General features: G+C 65.4%; 18 protein-coding genes. 4 read left to right on the top strand and 14 right to left on the bottom strand.

Annotated features, from left to right (window positions below):
- Nucleotide 1: 1 nt before the first annotated feature.
- From QE394_RS00265 to QE394_RS00250, 4 genes are all read right to left on the bottom strand, one after another.
- Nucleotides 2-2197, bottom strand: coding sequence for an alpha-galactosidase (locus QE394_RS00265; protein WP_349033455.1), 2196 nt, complete (start codon nt 2195-2197; stop codon nt 2-4).
- Between the two features lie 151 nt (nt 2198-2348).
- Nucleotides 2349-3695 carry a sugar ABC transporter substrate-binding protein gene (locus QE394_RS00260; RefSeq protein ID WP_056078766.1) on the bottom strand — a complete coding sequence of 449 codons (1347 nt, stop codon included), beginning with the start codon at nt 3693-3695 and terminating at the stop codon, nt 2349-2351.
- 73 nt (nt 3696-3768) lie between these two features.
- A complete protein-coding gene (locus QE394_RS00255; protein WP_056078768.1) occupies nt 3769-4710 on the bottom strand; it encodes a carbohydrate ABC transporter permease in 942 nt (313 codons plus the stop codon).
- Between the two features lie 10 nt (nt 4711-4720).
- Nucleotides 4721-5665, bottom strand: coding sequence for a sugar ABC transporter permease (locus QE394_RS00250; protein WP_261620408.1), 945 nt, complete (start codon nt 5663-5665; stop codon nt 4721-4723).
- 241 nt (nt 5666-5906) lie between these two features.
- Here QE394_RS00250 and QE394_RS00245 point away from each other — a divergent pair, with 241 nt between their 5' ends.
- From QE394_RS00245 to QE394_RS00235, 3 genes are all read left to right on the top strand, one after another.
- Nucleotides 5907-7109, top strand: coding sequence for a Gfo/Idh/MocA family oxidoreductase (locus tag QE394_RS00245; RefSeq protein WP_261620409.1), 1203 nt, complete (start codon nt 5907-5909; stop codon nt 7107-7109).
- A 5-nt stretch (nt 7110-7114) separates the two neighbouring features.
- On the top strand, nt 7115-8140 hold the full coding sequence (locus QE394_RS00240; RefSeq protein ID WP_349033454.1) for a LacI family DNA-binding transcriptional regulator: 1026 nt from the start codon (nt 7115-7117) through the stop codon (nt 8138-8140).
- Nucleotides 8141-8589: 449 nt separating this feature from the next.
- Complete coding sequence (locus QE394_RS00235) at nt 8590-9345, top strand: lytic transglycosylase domain-containing protein (protein ID WP_349035352.1); 756 nt, start codon at nt 8590-8592, stop codon at nt 9343-9345.
- Between the two features lie 30 nt (nt 9346-9375).
- On the opposite strand, the gene QE394_RS00230 is transcribed toward QE394_RS00235, so the two are convergent.
- The 7 genes from QE394_RS00230 to QE394_RS00200 form a co-directional block, all read right to left on the bottom strand.
- Nucleotides 9376-10956: an ABC transporter ATP-binding protein gene (locus QE394_RS00230; protein ID WP_349033453.1), complete on the bottom strand. Its 1581-nt coding sequence runs from the start codon at nt 10954-10956 to the stop codon at nt 9376-9378.
- Nucleotides 10949-11785 carry an ABC transporter permease gene (locus QE394_RS00225; RefSeq protein ID WP_261619721.1) on the bottom strand — a complete coding sequence of 279 codons (837 nt, stop codon included), beginning with the start codon at nt 11783-11785 and terminating at the stop codon, nt 10949-10951. Before QE394_RS00225 ends, QE394_RS00230 begins: the two co-directional genes overlap by 8 nt.
- On the bottom strand, nt 11778-12002 hold the full coding sequence (locus tag QE394_RS00220; protein WP_349033452.1) for an ABC transporter permease subunit: 225 nt from the start codon (nt 12000-12002) through the stop codon (nt 11778-11780). Before QE394_RS00220 ends, QE394_RS00225 begins: the two co-directional genes overlap by 8 nt.
- Nucleotides 11956-12720 carry an ABC transporter permease gene (locus QE394_RS00215; protein WP_349033451.1) on the bottom strand — a complete coding sequence of 255 codons (765 nt, stop codon included), beginning with the start codon at nt 12718-12720 and terminating at the stop codon, nt 11956-11958. The genes QE394_RS00220 and QE394_RS00215 overlap by 47 nt, the downstream gene beginning before the upstream one ends.
- Nucleotides 12721-12750: 30 nt before the next feature.
- The gene (locus QE394_RS00210) at nt 12751-14268 is read right to left on the bottom strand and encodes an ABC transporter substrate-binding protein (RefSeq protein WP_349033450.1); all 1518 of its coding nucleotides are present in this window, start codon (nt 14266-14268) and stop codon (nt 12751-12753) included.
- Nucleotides 14269-14434: 166 nt separating this feature from the next.
- Nucleotides 14435-15406 (bottom strand): D-2-hydroxyacid dehydrogenase, encoded by a 972-nt coding sequence (locus QE394_RS00205; protein ID WP_349033449.1) that lies wholly within the window; start codon nt 15404-15406, stop codon nt 14435-14437.
- A gap of 28 nt (nt 15407-15434) precedes the next feature.
- A complete protein-coding gene (locus QE394_RS00200) occupies nt 15435-16085 on the bottom strand; it encodes a haloacid dehalogenase type II (protein WP_349033448.1) in 651 nt (216 codons plus the stop codon).
- A gap of 103 nt (nt 16086-16188) precedes the next feature.
- Between QE394_RS00200 and QE394_RS00195 the strand changes: the two genes are divergently transcribed.
- Nucleotides 16189-16491 carry a DUF4193 domain-containing protein gene (locus QE394_RS00195; RefSeq protein ID WP_056078803.1) on the top strand — a complete coding sequence of 101 codons (303 nt, stop codon included), beginning with the start codon at nt 16189-16191 and terminating at the stop codon, nt 16489-16491.
- 36 nt (nt 16492-16527) lie between these two features.
- On the opposite strand, the gene QE394_RS00190 is transcribed toward QE394_RS00195, so the two are convergent.
- The 3 genes from QE394_RS00190 to QE394_RS00180 are packed head-to-tail and all read right to left on the bottom strand — an operon-like array spanning nt 16528 to nt 18319.
- The gene (locus tag QE394_RS00190; RefSeq protein WP_349033447.1) at nt 16528-16794 is read right to left on the bottom strand and encodes an FAD-dependent oxidoreductase; all 267 of its coding nucleotides are present in this window, start codon (nt 16792-16794) and stop codon (nt 16528-16530) included.
- Nucleotides 16795-16798: 4 nt separating this feature from the next.
- The gene (locus QE394_RS00185) at nt 16799-17857 is read right to left on the bottom strand and encodes an FAD-dependent oxidoreductase (protein ID WP_349033446.1); all 1059 of its coding nucleotides are present in this window, start codon (nt 17855-17857) and stop codon (nt 16799-16801) included.
- A gap of 33 nt (nt 17858-17890) precedes the next feature.
- Nucleotides 17891-18319 carry a universal stress protein gene (locus QE394_RS00180; RefSeq protein ID WP_349033445.1) on the bottom strand — a complete coding sequence of 143 codons (429 nt, stop codon included), beginning with the start codon at nt 18317-18319 and terminating at the stop codon, nt 17891-17893.
- Nucleotides 18320-18416 lie beyond the last annotated feature (97 nt).

Here is an 18416-nt window from a genome sequence, read left to right as displayed (position 1 = left end):
CTTAGAGCGCCGTGACCTTGATCAGCACCGCGTGTTCCGGGTTGAGCATCGGCATCGGCAGGCCGACTTCGCCAAGGAACTGGCCGCTGGCTGTTGCGCCGTCAGTGAGCCAGGCCGGCGGCTGCACCTGGGTGAACGTGTGTCCGTAGTCGGCGTCGCCGGGGGCCGGGAAGATGGGCTCCACCCGGTAGGTCCGGTCCGGGTGGAGCCCGGGCAGGCCCATCCGTCCCGGCTGCTCGGCACCCGAGGTGCGGGCACAGACGAAGGCGAACAGCGCCGCCGTCGTACCGTCCGCAGCAGGTTCCGCCGCCGCCACGCCGTGCAGCTGGTATGCCTCATCAGTGATGTCCGCGTGGACCGGGCGGCCGCTGTGGATCAGGCCCCGGTGCTCCTTGTAGAGCCCGACGACGCGCCGCAGCTCCTCCCGCTCGGCACCCTGGACGCCGCGGACATCCCATTCCATCCCGAAGTGGCCGAAGAAGGCCGTGATGGCACGGAAGGACAGGTCATGCGTGCGTGCGGTGGTGTGCGATGTGGTGGGGCCGATGTGGCTGCCCACGAGCTCCGGCGGAACCACGGCGCCGGTCCATCGCTGGATGGCCTGCCGTTCCAGGGCGTCGTTGCAGTCCGATGCCCAGACCCGCCCGGTCCGCTCCAGGATTCCCAGGTCAACACGTCCGCCGCCGGAGGAGCAGCTTTCAATTTCGACGCCGGGGTGGGCCTTGCGGAGCTCGTCGAACAGCCGGTAGGCGGCGAGGGTCTGTTCGTGGACGGAGGCGCGGCCGGCATGGCCCTGTTCAACGATGTCCCGGTTCTGGTCCCACTTGAGGTAGCTGATGTTGTTCTCGCCCAGAAGTGCCGAGATCCGGTCGAAAACGTACTGCCAGGCTTCCGGGTTGACGAGGTCGATGACGTGCTGGTTGCGCCATTCAAGGGGCAGCCGGCCGCCGTCCTTGTGGGCCACCGCCGACGGGCCCGAAATCCAGTCCGGGTGTGCCCGGGCAACATCCGAGTCCAGGTTGACCATCTCCGGTTCCACCCACAGCCCGAACTCCATCCCCCGCGAGGTGACGGCATCGATCAGCGGCGTCAGCCCGTCAGGCCAGAGGGTCTCGTCCACGTACCAGTCGCCCAGGCCCGCGTGGTCGTCGCGGCGGCCGCGGAACCAGCCGTCGTCAAGCACGAAGCGCTCAACGCCGAGGTCCGCGGCGGAATCGGCAAGCTCGATCAGGGTGCCGAGGTCGTGGTTGAAGTACACGGCCTCCCAGGTGTTCAGCACCACCGGGCGCGGCTTCGCGGCGGCCGTCCCGGCCGTGGCGGCAGGAAGGATGTGGTGGGGGCGGGACCGGAACCAGCTGTAGAAAGCCTCGGTGATGCCGTCCAGGCCCCGGTCCGAATAGGCAGCGAACAGGGCCGGCGTGCTGTAGCTGCCGCCCGGCGCGAGGATGACCTCCGCGGAGCCCAGCAGTTCCGAGCCTCCAATCATGGTCCGTCCGTCGCCGATGGTATCCGCGAACTGTTCGTGGTTGCCGCTCCACGCCAGGTGGGTGGCCCAGACCTTGCCGTGCCGGTTACCGAAACTCTGGGTGCCGGCGGCGAACAGGAGGGAAGAGTCATGCCCGGTGCGGCCGTGCCGTCCGGAGCGGACCCACGTGCCCTGCTGGATGGGCCGGCGCTGCGGCTGGCGTTCGCGGCACCAGCGTCCGGTCAGGTCGAGGAGTTCGACGGCGTCCGGCGCCACCGGCAGGACGGTAGCCAGTTCGTCCACCTGGAAGGGTGTGGTGCCGTTGTTGGTGAGGGTGTGCCGCAGTTCCAGCAGGCCGCCGGGGTGCAGCGTGAGGGAGGTGGCGACGCTGACGCCGGTGTCGGCGTCGGCCTGGACGATGGTGGCCCGCCCGGCACCCGCCGTGTCCACCGAAGTGACGCGGAGGCGGGACGAGAAGTCCAGGCCCGGAGCGCCGTCGGTGATCCGGTTGCCGCGGAGGGCAGGGCGGCCCCGCCAGGACGAGGAAGCCTGGGGGAGGAGCGCGGCGGGGACGCGGGCGTCCACGGAGGAATTTCCCACAGGCGTGGTGAGGATGGCGAGGCCTGGAAGTGCTGCACCCAGGTCCGCGCCCCAGTGGATGACCTCGGCCTCCCCGCTGTCGAAGCTGATCAGCAGGCTGGTGCCGGCGGAACGGAGGTGCAGGGGATCCATGGTGGTCTCTTTCGGTGTTCAGGGGTGCGTCTTAAGTTACGCATAACGGAAATGCCAGGGAAGGGGTGGCCGGGTGCGGCCGCCGCGAGGATGAGGACGGCGGCACCCGGCCGGGTGGCTGCGACCACAAACGCAGCCACGGTTGTGGGGGTTACTTGAACAGCGCGTTGACCTGTTCGTTGGCGGCCGTCAGCGAACTGACCGGTGCCTTGCCGGATACTACGGCGTCCATGGCCGGTTCCATGATGCCCTTGACCTTGGCGGTGTTATCCGTGATCGGGTACAGGAACGTGGTCTGGTTCTTCACGTGCTCGGTGAAGGCGGTGACGTCCACGCCCTTGGCTTGGAACGCTGCGGCGGCCTTGTCCGAGGATGCCTTCAGTGCGGGGAAGACCACGGCCTTGGATGCAACGACGTCCTGGCAGGCGGATGAAGCCAGGTATTCAACCCACTTGATGGAGGCGTCCTTCTTCTTGGTGCCGGCCCAGATGGAGTCGGCCAGGCCGTTGAACATGGAAGCGCGCTTGCCTTCGGGGCCCACGGGGGTGGGAGCGATGCCCACCTGGATGCCCTTGTATCCGGTGTACTGGCCGATCATCCACGAACCGTGGGCGTTGATGGCGGACTTGCCCGCGGCGAAGGTGTCAGCCATGCTGGCGCCGACGGTGGTTTCGAGCTTGGGCATGTAGCCCTTGTCCGCCAGGCCCGCAAACCACTGCATGCTGTCCTGGAATTTCGGATCGTCGTAGTTGTAGTGGGTGCCCCACGGGTTCTTGTCTGTGTGGGACCAGCCGGTGGTGTTGGTGAGGTAGCTCCACTCGGTCTGGCCGGAGGAGTCACCGCCGCCGTTCAGGCCCAGGCCGTAGACCTGGACGTTGTTCTTGTCGAACCCGGGCTCGTCACCGCGCTTGCCGCTCTTGTCCACGGTCAGGTGGGCGACGACCTTCTCGTAGGTGCCGCCGTCCTCGGGGTTCCAGGTGAGGTCCTTCATCTGGGCCTCGGAAATTCCGGCGGCGGACAGCATGTCCTTGTTGTAGAACAGGCCGATGGTGTCCCAGTCCTTGGGCAGGCCGTAGCGCTTGCCGTCCTGGCCCACCCAGAGGTCCGCGAGGCCCTCGTTGTAGGCGGACAGGTCCACTTTGTCCTTGTCCACTGCGTCATCAATGGCCAGCAGCTGCTTATTCTCGGCTAGCTCGCCGTACCGGCCCAGGTGGTTCGTGAAGACGTCCGGTGCGGTGCCGCCCACGAAGCCGTTGGTGAGGGTGCTCCAGTAGTCGTCCCAGCCGCGCTGGGTGATCTTGACGGTGATGTCCGGGTTGGCCTTAGTGAAGTCGTCGGCGCACTGCTGGTAGGCCGGAAGCTGGTTGGCGTCCCACAGCCAGTAACTGATTTCGCCCTTGCCGGCTTCGGCCGAGCCGCCGCCGCTGCCGCAGGCTGAGAGGGCGAGGACCGCTGCGGCGGCCGCAGCAAGGGCGCCGGTTGCTTTCATTTTCTTCATGGGAGGACCTTTCAGGGATGTTTTCGGGCGGGCCGCCATGGCCCGCGCGAGGTGGGGGGAGGAAAGAGGGAAATTACTTGATGCCGGAAAAGCCGATGGAGTTGACGATCTTCTTGCCGAAGGCGGCGAAGAGGACCAGGACCGGAAGGGCCGAGACGAGGGTGGCTGCCATCAGGCCCGACCAGTCCGGAGCACCCTGCGGGGACTGCGATTTGAAGACGCCGAGCCCCACCTGGAGCACACGGACGTCATCCTGGGAACCAACCAGCAGCGGCCAGAAGTACTCGTTCCACTGGCCGATGAAGGTGAGCAGGGCGAGGGTGGCGATGGGGGCAGCGGCGTTGGGCAGGACAATCTGGAAGAAGATGCGGAGGTGCTTGGCGCCGTCGAGCATTGCCGCTTCCTCCACCTCGCGGGACATGTTCAGGAAGAACTGGCGGAGGAAGAAGATGGCGAACGGGGTCATGAACAGGTAGGGGAGGACCATTCCGAGCATGGTGTTCAGCAGGTCCAGGTTCTTAATCAGCAGGAAGTTTGGCAGTGCCGTGAAGATCGGCGGGACCAGCATGGTGCCGAGGAAGAGGCTGAAGACGGCGTTGCGGCCTTTCCAGCGGAGCCGGGCGAAAGCGTAGGCGGCCATGGCGCTGAAGAACACGGCCCCGGCGGTGGTGATGGAGGAAAAGACAACGGAGTTGCGGAGGTAGATCCAGAAGTCGATAGCGGCGCCCGAGCCGCCTTCGGCAACGGCTTCCGCGGGAGTCTGCAGGCCGAAAACACGCTTGAAGGCACCGAAGGTGAATTCTGCCGGGAGGAGGCTGCCGGCGTTGGTGGCCAGCGCGTTGTTGGTGGACAGTGCGGTCCGCAGCACCCAGAGGAAGGGAAGGACGGAGACGGCGATGGCCAGGATCAGCAGGGCCCAGGCGCCGGCGCGGCGGGGATTGAACGGGCGGCGTTTGGACGGACGACGGCGGGAGGCCGGCTTGGCCAGCGGCGCGCGGCTTGCGGTGGTGGTCATGGAGGACTCCTTAGTCCAGGTCCGACTCGTTGCCCTTGAGGAACTTCATCTGGATGAAGGCCACCAGGGCGAGGATGAGGAAGAGAATGACGGCGATGGCCGATCCGTAGCCGAAGTCCGACTCCGTGAAGGCGCGCTGGTAGATGTAGTACTGGATGACGCGGGTGGCGTTCACCGGGCCGCCGCCTGTGGTCACTGCGACGGTGTCGAAGACCTGGAAGGAACCGATGACGGTGACCACCAGGACCAGTACCAGAACCGGACGCAGCAGCGGGATGGTGATTTTGCTGAAGGTCTGCCATGCAGACGCACCGTCCAGCTTGGCTACCTCGTAGACGTGGCCCGGGATGGACTGCAGGCCGGCGAAGATCAGCAGTGCGGTGTAGCCCATATGCCGCCAGGTGTTGATCAGCGCCTGCGTGGGGATGGCCCACTCCTCGCTGCCAAAGAAGGCCGCCCGGGGCAGCCCGGCCCACTCGATGAACTGGTTCACCACGCCGATCTGGTAGTCCAGCATCCAGAACCACAGCAGGGCGGCAATGACGTTGGACATCAGGTAGGGAAGCAGCAGTGCGCCCCGGATGATGGTGGATTTTGCCACCTGGTGCATGAGCAGCGCCAGGCCCAGTGCCAGGGACGTCTGCAGCGCGATGTTCAGGATGACGTACTGGCCGGTGACGGCCAGTGAGTTCCAAAACAGGGGATCCTTGGCGATCGCCTGGTAGTTCTCCAACCCGATCCATTCCGGATCTCCGAGGATGTTGTATTCCGTGAAGCTGAGGTAGATCCCGCGAATAGTGGGCACCAGGTAGAAGAGGACGAATCCGATCATGGCCGGTGCGATGAAGAACAGCGCAATCCTGACGTCGCTGCGGGTGCCGGGCAGCTTCCGGTTGAGCAGTGTTCGCTTGGGGTTTTGCTCCCGCGAACGGGGGTTCCTGGTAAGGGTGGTCATCTTCGACCCTTCCTGATTGTGTGATGTGCCTAACAACCTGCCCAGCAATCTACACGAGTAGATCATGTGAGGCAAGAGATTAATTTCTGCGCCAAAACGGCTTGATTTTTGCGTTGCGGAGTTGTTGACTCGAGTAGACCACTGAAAGTCCAGCAGTGGCAGGGCTGGAAACGTTTACCGAATTCCTGCTTGCTTCCGCGCCGCCACCGGCGCACACCCACTTCCACACAGAAGGAAAACAATGACGTTCTCAATCGGCATCGTTGGCGCAGGCCAGTTCGGCGGCCAGTTTGCCCACCTGTTCAACCTCCACCCCGGCGTCAAGGAGGTGTATGTGGTGGACGAGCGCCCGGAACGCGCTGCAGAGGCGGTGGACCGCTACGACCTCACCGGAGTGAAGCCGGACTTCGAGGCCCTCCTGGCCTCCGATGTTGACGCCGTGGCCATCTTCACCCAGCGCTGGACCCACGGTCCGTTGGTTGAGCAGGCCCTCCGCGCGGGCAAGCACGTCTACTCGGCAGTGCCCATGGCGGTGACGGAAGACGAGATCGCCCGCATCATCGAAGCCGTCCGTGAAACCGGCCTGGTGTACATGATGGGGGAGACCAGCTACTACAACCCCGCCACGGTCTACGCCCGCGAGCAACACGCCGCAGGCAAATTTGGGCGGATCTTCTATTCGGAAGGTGACTACGTCCATGACATGGACCTGGGCTTCTACGACGCCTACCAGTACAGCGGCGGCGACCGCTGGAAGGAAACGGCCAGCTACCCGCCCATGCTGTACCCCACGCACGCCATCGGCGGCGTCCTCGGCGCCCTTCCGTCGCATGCCGTCAGCGTCAGCTGCTTCGGCGTAAAGGACGACCGCAATGACGGCGTCTTCAACAAGGACATCAGCATGTTCGGCAACGACTTCTCCAACGCCACGGCCCTCTTTGAATTGAACGACGGCGGCGTGATGCGCACCAATGAAATGCGCCGCGTGGGCTACCCCTCCCACATCCGGGAGTCCCGGTTCCGCTTCTTCGGAACCGAGGCCAGCTTCGAACAGCTCGCCAAAGTCACGGTATGGCAGGACAAGAAGGACGTCCACGACATCTCCGGGCAGATGGAGACGCGGCCCAGCATTCCGCTGGACGATCCGTCCCTGGCCAACGTGGCACCCGAACTGCGTGACGCGTTCGTATCAGGGCTTGCTCCCGTGCACGACGCGGACCGGCTGCCGGAAGAGTTCCGCGGCGCCCCCAACGGGCACGAGGGCAGCCACCACTTCCTGGTGGACGACTTCGTCACCGCCGTCAATGAGGGAACGTTGCCCCCGGTCAACGCCTGGGTAGCCGCACGCTTCACCCTTCCCGGTATCGTCGCCCACGCCTCAGCGCAGCAGAACGGGGCGCGGCTTCCCATCCGCGACTTCGGCGACGCCCCGGCCAACCCTTAACAAGCATGACCATGTCGGCTGTGCCGGGGCCCCGGGGGCCTGTGACGCGTAAGGATGTTGCGCGGTTCGCCGGTGTGAGTACTGCCGTGGTGAGTTATGTGGTTAATGGTGGTCCGAAGCGGGTGGCGCCGGCTACTGAGGCGAAGGTCCAGGATGCCATCCGCCGGTTGGGGTACCGGCCCAATGCTGCGGCGCGGGCGTTGAAGCTGGGCTCCAGTGAGACCATCGGGCTGGTCATTCCGGATAACAGCAACCCGTTCTTTTCGTTGCTGGCCCACGCGGTGGAAGAGGCCGCGGCCGAGCGTGGCTATGCCCTGGTGCTGACCAACTCGGACGGGAACGTGGCCAAGGAGCGCCGGAACGTGCGTAACCTTGCGGCGCGGCAGGTGGATGGTGTGATCGTCTCGAGTGTGTTGATGGAGCCCGGCGCGGCGGATTTCGAGTCGGCGGAGGTCCCGGTGGTGTTGTTGAACCACAGTGCCGAGGCGCCGGGGTTTAACAGTGTGGGGGTGGACCTGGTGGCCGGTGCACGGGCTGCGGTGGAGCATCTGATCGGCCACGGGCACACGCGGATTGCGTTGGCGATGGGGACGAACACGGGCAATTATTATGACGGCCGGGAGGAGGGCTGGTTGCAGGCCCTGGCCGGGGCGGGCCTGCCGGAGGGCCCGATTGTGCGGACGCCGTTCACGCGGGAGGGCGGTTATGCTGCGGGCAAGCGCCTGCTGGCCGGGGCGGAGCGGCCCACGGCGATTTTCGCAACGTCGGACCTGCAGGCCGTGGGGATCCTGCGGGCGCTGCACGAGGCGGGCCTGTCCGTGCCGAAGGATATGGCGTTGGCGTCCTTCGATGGTTCGGCGGAAGCGGAGTACAGCTGGCCGCCGCTGACCACGGTCAGGCAGCCGGCAAAGGCTATGGCCGAAGCCGCAGTGAACGCCCTCATCGGAACGGGCCGCGGCAACACCCCCGAACACCTCATCTTCCCCGCCGACCTCCAGGTCCGCCAATCCTGCGGCTGCTGTCGGGAATGATCCATCGAGCGGTGAGTCCCGGGATGTCATGCCCGACGCCTCCGAGAACTTAAGCGCGCGGACGCGAACCCTCCCGCCGCCGTCGCGCCCTCTTGTTCCGGGCCGCAGTGTCCTTCGCGGGTGGACCGTGGGCCGGCCCCCAATCCCGGTACCGGCCCACGGCGGGGGCCGGAACTGCATTGGGCCACCCTCACCTGTTACCGCATCCTCGGTGCAACAGGTGGTCTTTAGCCCGTTTCCAGGGCAAAGCTACGGAGGGGGGCGCCGTGGACCGCTGAACCATTGATGGTTGGGGTAGAACTCACGGGGCTCCCTTGCACGCACTATGCGGGCTGGCTGCTCAACCACGAGTAGCAACAAGATACCCCACCCAACGCCCTCAAGCCACGGTGACGCCACTGATGTGTACAGATGAACTGATCGGCGGCGGTGAATGGTTTGATTGGTCAGTGCTCCGTATTCGACGTTATGTGGTTCTCTGCCTGTTCCTGATCTGCGTGGGCACCGCATTCTCGTTCTGGGTTGCCGGGCAGTCCGGTGCGGAGGACGCCGGCCGGCTCCTCCCGCCGCCGCCGTTGGCGGGAGTGAAACTCGATGCAGGGCGTACCGGCATGACAACGGCCGTGAACGTCACGGCCAGCCCGGATGCCCAGTGGCTCACGGATGCAGCCGCGCAGACCGGCATCCCTTCCCGGGCCCTGCGTGCCTACGTTGCCGCGGCCGCCTCAGCCAACGGCTCTTCGCCGGCCTGCAGGATCGGCTGGAACACGCTGGCAGCCATCGGCTCCGTGGAATCGGGGCACGGGACCCACGGCGGCGGCAGCCTGGACATGGATGGGCAGGCTGGCGGCGCCATTGTGGGCCCTAGCCTCGACGGCGAAGGATTCGCCGCCATTCCGGATACCGACGGCGGCGCACTGGACGGAGATGCCCGGTGGGACCGGGCCGTCGGACCCATGCAGTTCATCCCTTCGACCTGGCGGCTGGTGGGCCGTGACGGCAACGGCGATGGAAAGGCGGACCCCTTCAACATCGACGACGCTGCCGTCAGCGCTGCCACCTATCTCTGCCTCCACGGCCGTGACCTGCGGACCTCCCAGGGGTGGACGCAGGCCATCTACTCGTACAACCAGTCCGACGCCTACATCCGCCGCGTCAAGGACAAAGCGGTCACCTACGCAACGGTAACCGGCACCCTGAAATAGACCCGGCCGGGGCATCATCTCCGGCACGGGTCAGACGGAAGCCGCCGCCCGCATCCGCTTAAGGTGCAGTCCGCGGCAGGGGATGGCGGCCGATACAAGGTCCTGGCTGTGCGGATGCTGGGGGTCGGCGAAGAAGCGGTGGGTGTCGGTGAGTTCCACGAGGCGCCCCTGATAGAGGACCGCCACCCGTTCGCACATGTGCCGCACTACATCCATGTCATGGGTAATGACCATCAGGGACAGGCCCCGTTTGCGGTTGAGCCGCTGCAGCAGGTCCAGGATGGTCCGCTGGGTCAGCGCGTCCAGCGCCGAAGTCGCTTCGTCGCAGATGAGCACCTCCGGTTCCATCAGCAGGGCCCGCGCGATGGTGGCGCGCTGCAGCTGACCGCCTGAGCAGTCCCCGGGGCGCCGGTCCAGCAACGCCGGATCGAGCTCGACGTCCTCCATGACTTGCCCAAGCCGCCGGCTGCGCTCCACCGGATCAAGTCCGCGCCTCAGGGGCGCCTCCAGGCTGGCTTGGAGGGTCATCCGCGGATCGAAGGAGTCATGCGGTTCCTGGAACACCATTTGAACGGCTGTTGGTGCATCGCCGGCCCCGGGCGACAACGCCCGGCTCATGGTTCCACCACTGATGGTCTCCAGTCCCACAATGGCCCGGGCCAGGGTGCTCTTCCCGGAGCCCGACTGGCCCAGCACGCCAAGAATCTCGCCGCGCTTCAGGGTGAGGGAGACATCATCCAAGGCCGGTCGTCCCCGGCGCCGCCCGGAACCAAATTGTTTGCAGACATTGGCCAGGGTCAGCACATCGGGTTGCCCGCCGGCGGTGTCCAACGTGCCGGACGGAGCCAGGCTGGATGCTTCCAGGAGTTTCCGGGTATAGCCGGTCTGGGGGTTCCGCAGCACGGACTCCGTGGTTCCCGATTCCACGATCTTCCCGTCCTGCATCACCATCACCCTGTCCGCAAACGCCGCCACGGAGGCCAGGTTATGGGTGATGTAGAGGATTCCCAGTCCGCGCTGGATCCTTTCCCGGTCCAGCAGTTCCAGGACTTGCTGCTCCAGGACTTTGTCCAGGGCCGACGTCGGCTCATCCGCCAGGAGGATCTCCGGCTGGCCGGCCAGGGCCATCGCCGTCATGGCCCGCTGGGCCATGCCACCCGAGAGCTGGTGGGGGTAGGCGCGGGCGCCCCACTCCGGATTTTCGAAGCCGACCTCGGCCAGGAGGTCCAGCACTTTTGCCTCGGCCGCCCTGCCGCGAAGTCCGCCATGGAGCTTCAGCGGCTCAAGGAGATGCTTGCGGATGGTCCTGTTCGGGTTAAACATCTTCTTGGGCTGCTGGAAGAGCATTCCCAACCGGCCGCCGCGGACGCGGTTCAGCTCAGTCTCGGACGCCGTCGTAAGCTCCTGCCCGCCCAATCGGATGGAGCCCTGCTGCACGCCCAAGGCCGGAGGCAGCAGCTGCAGCACTGACCGGGCCGTCATGGTCTTGCCGGAACCCGAGCCGCCCACCAGCGCCACGAACTCACCTGGCCGGACCGTCAGGCTGACCCCGGACAGCACCGTGTGTCCGGGTCCGCCCACTGACAGGTTCTCGATGACAAGCTCAGGCATGCTGGCCCTCTGTCACGATTGCGTCGATCGGATCTGCTGCCCGGCGGGCCGCGCGCTGCCCGATGAGGGTGACGCACAAAGCGATGACGAAGATGGCGAGGCCGGGCGCCAGGATTCCCCACGGGGCCCGTTCCGCGTATGGCTGAGCCGCCGCAAGCATGGAGCCCCAGTCCGACTGCGGCGGCTGCACCCCAAGTCCCAGGTAGGACAGTGCACCCACGCTGATGAGCAGTTGCCCGAACCGAAGCGTTGCCTGCCCCAGCATGGGAGCGGCCAGATGGGGGAGGACATGGCGGAAGATAATGAACGACGGCGGGCAGCCCACCACGCGCGCTGCCTCGACAAATCCCCGTGCCGACACGTCGTAGGCCAGGGTGCGGGCAAGCCGGGCGAACGGCGTCCATCCCGTCACCGTCAGGGCAACCAGCAAAGAGGTGAAGCCGGTACCCATGGCAGCCACAATGAAGAGCGCCACCACCATTTCGGGAAGGGCAAGCAGGACATCGTTGGTGCGGGTAAAGAACTCATCTAGCCAGCCTTTGCGCCGGGCGCTGAGGATGCCGATGGACAGTCCGATGACTCCGGTGAGGACCGTGGCCAGCGCCGCCACCAGCATGGAGAAGCGCCCGCCGTCGAGCAGTCTGCTCAGGGTGTCCCGCCCCAGGTGGTCCGTTCCCAGCGGGTGGGCGCCTCCCGGAGCTGCCAGGCGGGCGGCGAGATTTTGCTCGTCAGGGGGAAAGGGCGCCAGCCAGGGGGCCGCCGCAACGGCGGCTACCGCGAGGATGAGGATCACGACGGCGGCAGCGTCGATTGCAGGCCATTTACGCAAGGGTGCCTCCCACCTTGGGGCTGAGGATCCGGTGCAGGAAGTCGGCCAGGGTGGTGATGGCCACGGCGAGTCCCACCACTAACACCACGCCGCCTTGCGCCAGCGGGATGTCGCTGTTGATGACGGCGTCGTAGAGCAACCGCCCCATGCCCGGGATGGCGAAGATGACCTCAACGATGACCGAACCGCCCAGGAGCCCGGCAAAACCAGACGGCAAAGAGCGTGGACAGCGGGACAAGACCATTGGGCACCACGTGGTGGAGGATGGTCTGCGTCCGGCTCAGGCCGCGTGCCCTGGCGGCCGGAATGTGTTCGGCCTCAAGGGCGTCTATCACCCCGGAGCGGACGGCCGAAGTGAAGAAGCTGATGGGCCTCAGGGCCAGTGTGGCTGCCGGCAACACCATCGAGGCGGGCGTACTCCACCCTGCCGACGGAAGCAGCGAAAGCTTCAGGGCGAAGACCAGGACCAGGAGCGGCGCCAGCCAGTACTCGGGCATGGCAATAAAGGACTGCGTGATGGTGGTGATCAGCTTGTCCACCTTGCCGCCCTGCCTGAGCGCTGCGATGATGCCCAGCGGCAGCGAGACCAGGACGGCGGTGCCCAGGGCAACGATCACCAGGCTGAGGGTGATTCCCAGCGCGGGGATGACCTGGTCCGCCACGGGTGTGCGGCTGACATGGGACAGGCCCATGTCGCCGGTGAAGAAGTCGCCGAGCCACCGAAGGTACTGGATGGGCAACGGGTCCTGAAGCCCCAGGCTTTCACTCAGGGCCTTGACGGTGGAATCATCCACCACGTCCCCGGCGACGCGGGAACGGATGATCTTCCGGACGGGATCGCCCGGTGTCACGTAGGGGATAAGGAAGACGGCGTAGGACGACAGCAGGACGGCGGCCACGAGGGTCGCTGTCCGCTTCGCGAGAAAGGTGAGCATGCTGCTGGTCCGAAGGTCTTGGACCGGTCCTTAGGACGCGGACTTAGCCGTCTGGGCCGTCAGCACGTACCGGGACAGGGGATCCTGCACGTAGTTCAGGACGCTGCTGCGCAGGGCATCCGTTGCCTGCTCATTGACCAGCCAGAGGTTGACGGCTTCTGCGTCCAGGATTTCGCCGGCTTTCGCGTACAGCTTGTAGCGGTCTTCGGTGCTGGACGTCCGGGCCGCCTGCGCGATGACCTCGTCATAGTCCTGGTTGCAGAAGTGGCTCAGGTTGTAGGTGCCTTTGCAGGTGTAGTCGGCGGTGAGGAAGCCAATGGGATCGGCGATGTCGATCAGCCGGTTCCGCTGGCTGAGGATCATGTCGTAGTTCCCGGCCAGGACGTCCGGCTCAGCGGAAGCGTATTCCTTGGCCTGGATGCTGACCGGGACGCCAATCGCTTTGAGGTTGTCCTGGATGACGGTGGCGACGTCCGCGAATTCGGCCCGTTCAACGATGGCGATGATCTCCAGCGGCCTGTCTGCCGTGTACCCCGCCGCCTCAAGCAGTTTCTTGGCTTCCTCTACATTCTGCTGTGGTGCGGTGGCCGGACCCGCCCAAGGCTCGGAGGGTGCGAACGGGCCAGCCGCGGGCAGTGCGGCGCCTTCGTAGACGCTGGCGGCCAGCGCCTCAAGGTCCAGGGCGGAGCGGAGTGCCTTGCGGAAGTCAACGTTGTTGAAAGGGGCGCGGCCGTTGTTCATGTAGAGCGTGGCAGTCCGCGGGGAGTCCGCCTTGAGGACCGAAACTTCAGGGGCGCTCTCCAGGGAGGACAGGGCTGACGCCGGAATGGAGAGGGCGATGTCCGCCTCGCCGGTCTGGACCTGGGTGGCCCGGGTGGCGCCGTTGGTGATGAACCGTACTTCGGCCCCGGCCAGCTGGACGTCCCCGCCCCAGTAGTTCCCGTTGCGGTCAAGAGTGAGCGACTGCTTTGCTTTCTCGGATACCGGAGTAAACGGGCCGGTGCAGTGCCCGAACGGATCCACGGTGGCGCCCTGATAGGCAGCGGGAGCAAGGATGCCGGTGTTGACACTCGCCAGCCTGAACGGCACCAGCGGACTCTCCGAGGGGGTGGTGACCCGTACAGTGTTGGCGTCTTTGGCTTCTACCTTGCTGACAATGCTGGGGCTGAACGCACGGGCGGGTACTTTGGCGTTGAGGACGGACGTGAGGGACGCCGCCACCGATTCGGCGGTGAGGTCCGTGCCGTCCTGGAACTTGACTCCGTCTCGGATGGTGAAGTCCCATTCCAGCGGCGAAGCCTGCTTCCACTTGGTGGCCAGGAAGGGAACAACCTTCCCCTGGGCGGAGTCGTACTTCGTCAGTGTTTCAAGGCAACCCGAGAGGGACAGGATGTACGCGGCATCCGATTCCAGGGCCCAGTTGGCCACGGGCGCCCGGAAGTTGTCGACGACGATCCGCTGGTTGGTGTCGGCCACCTTGCTGGCGGCACCTGTCCCGCCGCCGCTGAGTCCGCAGCCTGTGAGGGCCGTGAGGGCGGCAAGCCCCATCGCTGAAAGTTGGCCGAGTTTGCGCACTGGAACCGCCTGAAGAAGTGCCCGAACGGGTTGGGCAGAAGAAACGAAGACGGTTTAGGTTAGCCTAACCTTTTGCCCGGTGGGAAACCGGGGTCCCGGATGGGGAGTAACACGGCTGACGTTCCGCGCCGCAAACCCGTCAGGGAACAAAGCCCAGCGATTTGTCTACCACATTCATCAGGGGGTCGCCCTGGACGAACCGCTGCAGGTTGCGGACGAACAGTTCGGCCAGATCCTCCAGGTAAGCCTCGGTGTCACCGCTCATATGGGGCGTGAGGGTCACGTTCCGCATGCTCCACAGGGGATGCCCCACGGGAAGGGGCTCCGGATGGACCACGTCGAGGGCAGCCCCGGCGATGCCTCCGCTGGTGAGAGCGTGTACCAGGGCGTCGGTCTGGATAAGTTCGCCCCGCCCGACGTTGATGACATGGGCCGAAGGTTTCATCGCGGCAAGCACCTCCGTGCCGATCATTCCGCGGGTGGCCGGGGTCAAGGGAGCGGCAAGCACCACGAAATCGAAGCTGCCCACCACGCCTGCCAGGTTTCCTGAGCTGTGGATGTCACTGAAGTCCGAATCCCCGGGCCGGCTGCTGCGCCCGGCTCCGCTCACGTCCATCCCCACGGCGCGTAACAGTCGCGCGATCTCGCGGCCGATGGAGCCGGTACCCACCACCAGCACACGCCGGCCCTGGATCTTCCGGGTGACCCGGTGCTGCCATAGCTTCTGCTGTTGCAGCAGGAACGAACCCTGCGCGTCCTTGGCGATGTCCAGGACGAAACCCAGGGTAAATTCTGCAATGGCGCGGCTGAGCACGCCCCTGGAATTTGTATAGGTAACGTCGCTGCGGACCAGTTCGTCGAACAGCAGCTGGTCAACGCCGGCGGCGGAAACGTGGATCCACTGCAGGGAGGAGGCTGCCTGCCAGTTGTCCCGCAACGCCGGTGAGAACGAGTGCCACTGGTACAGGACGTCGGCTCCCGTCAAGGCATCCGCCAGCTTATCCGCGGTCACGGCACGGACTTCTGCCAGCTGTTCGATGTCGTGGACGCGGGGCGGAAGTTCCTCACGGTACAGGACGGCGACGACCGGCCGTTTGCGGTTGCCGGGCACGGTCTACAGGCCCAGTTGCCCGTTGAGCTCATCCAGCGACCGGACGGTGGTGTAGTTGTAACCGGGGCTGTGGGGGTCGTAGGCCGCGGTCGAAGTACACCGTGTTGGTGAAACCGAGGTCGTGGGCTGGCATCAGGTCGTACCGGGTGTGGGAGGACACGTGCAGGAAGTCCTCCGGTGAGGCAGCAAGGGAATCAAGCATGAACTCGAAGGCCTGGTACCTCGGCTTGTAGGCCCCTGCCTGTTCCGCGGAATACACCGCGTGGAACGTCGCGCCGAGGCGTGGAACGCTGATGTCGAGGAAGCTGTGGTCGGCGTTGGAGAGGATGACCAGCGGGTAGTTCCGGCCCATGATCTCCAGCGGCCGGGGGACGTCGTCGTGCGCCCCCCAACCCCGGACGGCGTCGCCGAACCGGGCCCCGGCCCCCTCGGTGGGTTCCAAGCCCCACCTTCTGCAGACCCTGTTGAAAGCATCCTCCAGGACCTGTTCGTACGCGTAGTAGTCCCCGCACACCTGGTCATACCTGTAACCCCTGAACATCGCCTTGAAGGCAGGCCACTGCTCTTGTGCAAGCCGGCCCGAGAGGACGTGCCGGGTGGTTGCATCGAGTTGGAAGTTAATCAGCGTGCCGTAGCAGTCAAAGGAGATGTACTGCGGACGGAAATTCGTGGAAGCCATGGATTGAACTCTAGGTGCGTTGACCTGTCCGGGAACAACGGAGCAGCGGCGCACGTTGGAGACACGTCAAGTGAGCAGCCCGCAAGAGAAATGAGATGCATCCGTGGCAACCGATTATGACGAGGTCCGCTCCGACGTCAAGGAGTCCCAGGACCGTTCCCTGGAGGCGTTGCAATCCGCCAACGCCCCCGACGCCCGCAGCGTGGTCACCCAGTTGGACGAAGCGGACGCACTGGACGAAGGGCTGACCCCCGGCGGAGAAATCGTCTCCGAGGAACTGACCGTACAGGTCATTCCGCAGGGCGCGGACGAATTCACCTGCTACTCCTGTTTCCTGGTCCGCCACCGCTCCCAGCTGGCGCGGGAAAGCAACGGCCATTCGTACTGCAGCGAGTGCGAGGGCTAAAGGCGGAGCGTGTTGGCAGGGTCCGGCGTGGTACCGCTAGGAAACGGACTCCAGTTCAGCCCGGATCAGCGCTGCCACCCGTTCCGCCTCGGCATACGCGCCGTGCGTGCCGGCAGTCTCCGAGGTGTAGTCACCGGCGAAATGCAGTGAGCCGATGGAACGCTGGAGTTCGGGCAAGGCTCCCGCCCGGTCCGGACTGAGCAGGGCAAAGCAGTGCTGCCACGTTTGACCGTGTACCCCGAGGACCCGGCCACGGAGCTGGGGCGCCACCGTGTACACGTGCTCCATCCATTGATCGATCATTTCCTCATCGTTGCCGAAGCCCGGCAGGTAGCCCGAGGAATTGCCGTAGCACGTGAGCTGGAGGATGTCCTTCCCGAAGGCCTCCGGGCTGCCACCCGGTACGGGATTGATGATGGCGTCGAAGGGCATCCCGACTGTAACCACGAAGGCCCATTCCCTGAATTCGGGCAGCCCCTCGATGTCGGCCACGATGTTTCAGCGTGGTGCTTCCCGGACAGGCCACCCTGTCCAGTGAGGACGTCTTCCATTCCGGCAAGTCACTGATGAGGTCGGCGACCACCGGGGCGGGCACGGCCAGGACCACGTGTTTGGCAGTCAGTTCCGGTCCACCGGAGTCGCCTGCAACGGACACTGCATACCCGGCCCGGTCCTGGAGCGGAGCCACGCCAGTTACCCGGGAACTGCACCGGACGGTGCCAGCGGGCAATTGGCGAAGCATCGCCCGTGGTATCTCCTGCATGCCCTTGGCTGCGTACAGCCGGTTGTCCGTTTCCCGGGCGAGGTAGCTGGCAAAGTAGCGCATCGCATATTTCGCCGAGAGGTTCGCCGGGTCGCCGACGGCACCTCCCCGAATGGCCGTGGCAATGATTGCGCGTACTGCCGGCAGGAGTCCGGCGATTCTTTTCGCCACCGTCTCGTCCGACAGCCGGTGAAGCTGGCCGGCGGTTGTCGTGCCGCTGATGTAGTCCTGGTACTCCGCGAGGGAGGTATCGATGAACGTCATCAGTTCGGCCTTTTCAGGTTCGGTGAGGTTGAGGCCGGCCACCACGTCCGCATTGGACCGGGAGACGACGGTCCTGCCGTTGACGTGGATACCGTACGTCGTGGGGAGGAAGGGAGAAGTCTCGATGCCCAGCTCATGGACAAGCTTTTCCGTGTTTGTCCCCTTGTACACGAACATCGCCCCGGAATTCGCCGGTGTCCCGGCGAGCTGCACAGTGTGGGACCGGCCGCCGATGTCCTGCCCGGCCTCAAGGACCAGAACGTCCAGGCCCGAGTCCCGGAGGTAATACGCAGTGCCGAGCCCGGCGGCGCCGGCCCCAACAACGATTACGTCATGCAATAGTCGCTCCTTCTGGAAATTAGGTGGATCACATCAGGCGGCGTCGTAGGTGTTGGCGATGTAGACGTCGCACGGGGCGTTGTGGGCCACGCTGTTGGCGACGCTTCCCAGGACGCGTCCGATCCCGTGCATCCTGCGGTTGCCCACCACGATGAGCCGGGCTTCCTTGCTGATCGCTTCCCGGATCAGGGCATCCGCGGGCCTGCCCCGGGATGCTGCGTAGGTGATGTTGATGTCACCGCCCAAGGTGTCGGCTACGGCCCTGGCGACATGTTCGGCCTTGTCGGCGTCGGAGACCAGCCATTGGTTGCTGCCGCTGCCGAAGACCCCGGAACGGTCAGCGTCGAAGGCCGAGACCACATGGAGTGTTGCACCCAGCGCCGTGGCAAGGTCCCGCGCAGCCTCAGCTGCTTTCCTGGCCGTCTCGCTGCCGTCGACACCCACCACAATGGTTCCGCTCATGTGCATGCTCCCTTGCTTGCGTAGAAAGTTTTCAGTCCCGGGACCTCCCGGTCTCCGGGATACCTTCAGTGCGGCGCCGCTCAGGTGAGCCGGCGCC

The sequence above is a fragment of the Pseudarthrobacter sp. SORGH_AS 212 genome (assembly GCF_030818145.1).
In the GTDB taxonomy this organism is placed as follows: domain Bacteria; phylum Actinomycetota; class Actinomycetes; order Actinomycetales; family Micrococcaceae; genus Arthrobacter.
This window is presented reverse-complemented; position numbering and strand designations above follow the sequence as displayed.

What these genes read in the sequence shown, in the direction of transcription:
- QE394_RS00240 (WP_349033454.1), top strand. Translation starts at nt 7,115, where the DNA reads ATGACCATGTCGGCTGTGCCGGGGCCCCGGGGGCCTGTGACGCGTAAG.
- QE394_RS00230 (WP_349033453.1), bottom strand. Translation starts at nt 10,956, where the DNA reads ATGCCTGAGCTTGTCATCGAGAACCTGTCAGTGGGCGGACCCGGACAC.
- QE394_RS00215 (WP_349033451.1), bottom strand. Translation starts at nt 12,720, where the DNA reads ATGCTCACCTTTCTCGCGAAGCGGACAGCGACCCTCGTGGCCGCCGTC.
- QE394_RS00180 (WP_349033445.1), bottom strand. Translation starts at nt 18,319, where the DNA reads ATGAGCGGAACCATTGTGGTGGGTGTCGACGGCAGCGAGACGGCCAGG.
- QE394_RS00210 (WP_349033450.1), bottom strand. Translation starts at nt 14,268, where the DNA reads ATGGGGCTTGCCGCCCTCACGGCCCTCACAGGCTGCGGACTCAGCGGC.
- QE394_RS00250 (WP_261620408.1), bottom strand. Translation starts at nt 5,665, where the DNA reads ATGACCACCCTTACCAGGAACCCCCGTTCGCGGGAGCAAAACCCCAAG.
- QE394_RS00190 (WP_349033447.1), bottom strand. Translation starts at nt 16,794, where the DNA reads ATGATCGATCAATGGATGGAGCACGTGTACACGGTGGCGCCCCAGCTC.
- QE394_RS00245 (WP_261620409.1), top strand. Translation starts at nt 5,907, where the DNA reads ATGACGTTCTCAATCGGCATCGTTGGCGCAGGCCAGTTCGGCGGCCAG.
- QE394_RS00260 (WP_056078766.1), bottom strand. Translation starts at nt 3,695, where the DNA reads ATGAAGAAAATGAAAGCAACCGGCGCCCTTGCTGCGGCCGCCGCAGCG.
- QE394_RS00265 (WP_349033455.1), bottom strand. Translation starts at nt 2,197, where the DNA reads ATGGATCCCCTGCACCTCCGTTCCGCCGGCACCAGCCTGCTGATCAGC.
- QE394_RS00200 (WP_349033448.1), bottom strand. Translation starts at nt 16,085, where the DNA reads ATGGCTTCCACGAATTTCCGTCCGCAGTACATCTCCTTTGACTGCTAC.
- QE394_RS00255 (WP_056078768.1), bottom strand. Translation starts at nt 4,710, where the DNA reads ATGACCACCACCGCAAGCCGCGCGCCGCTGGCCAAGCCGGCCTCCCGC.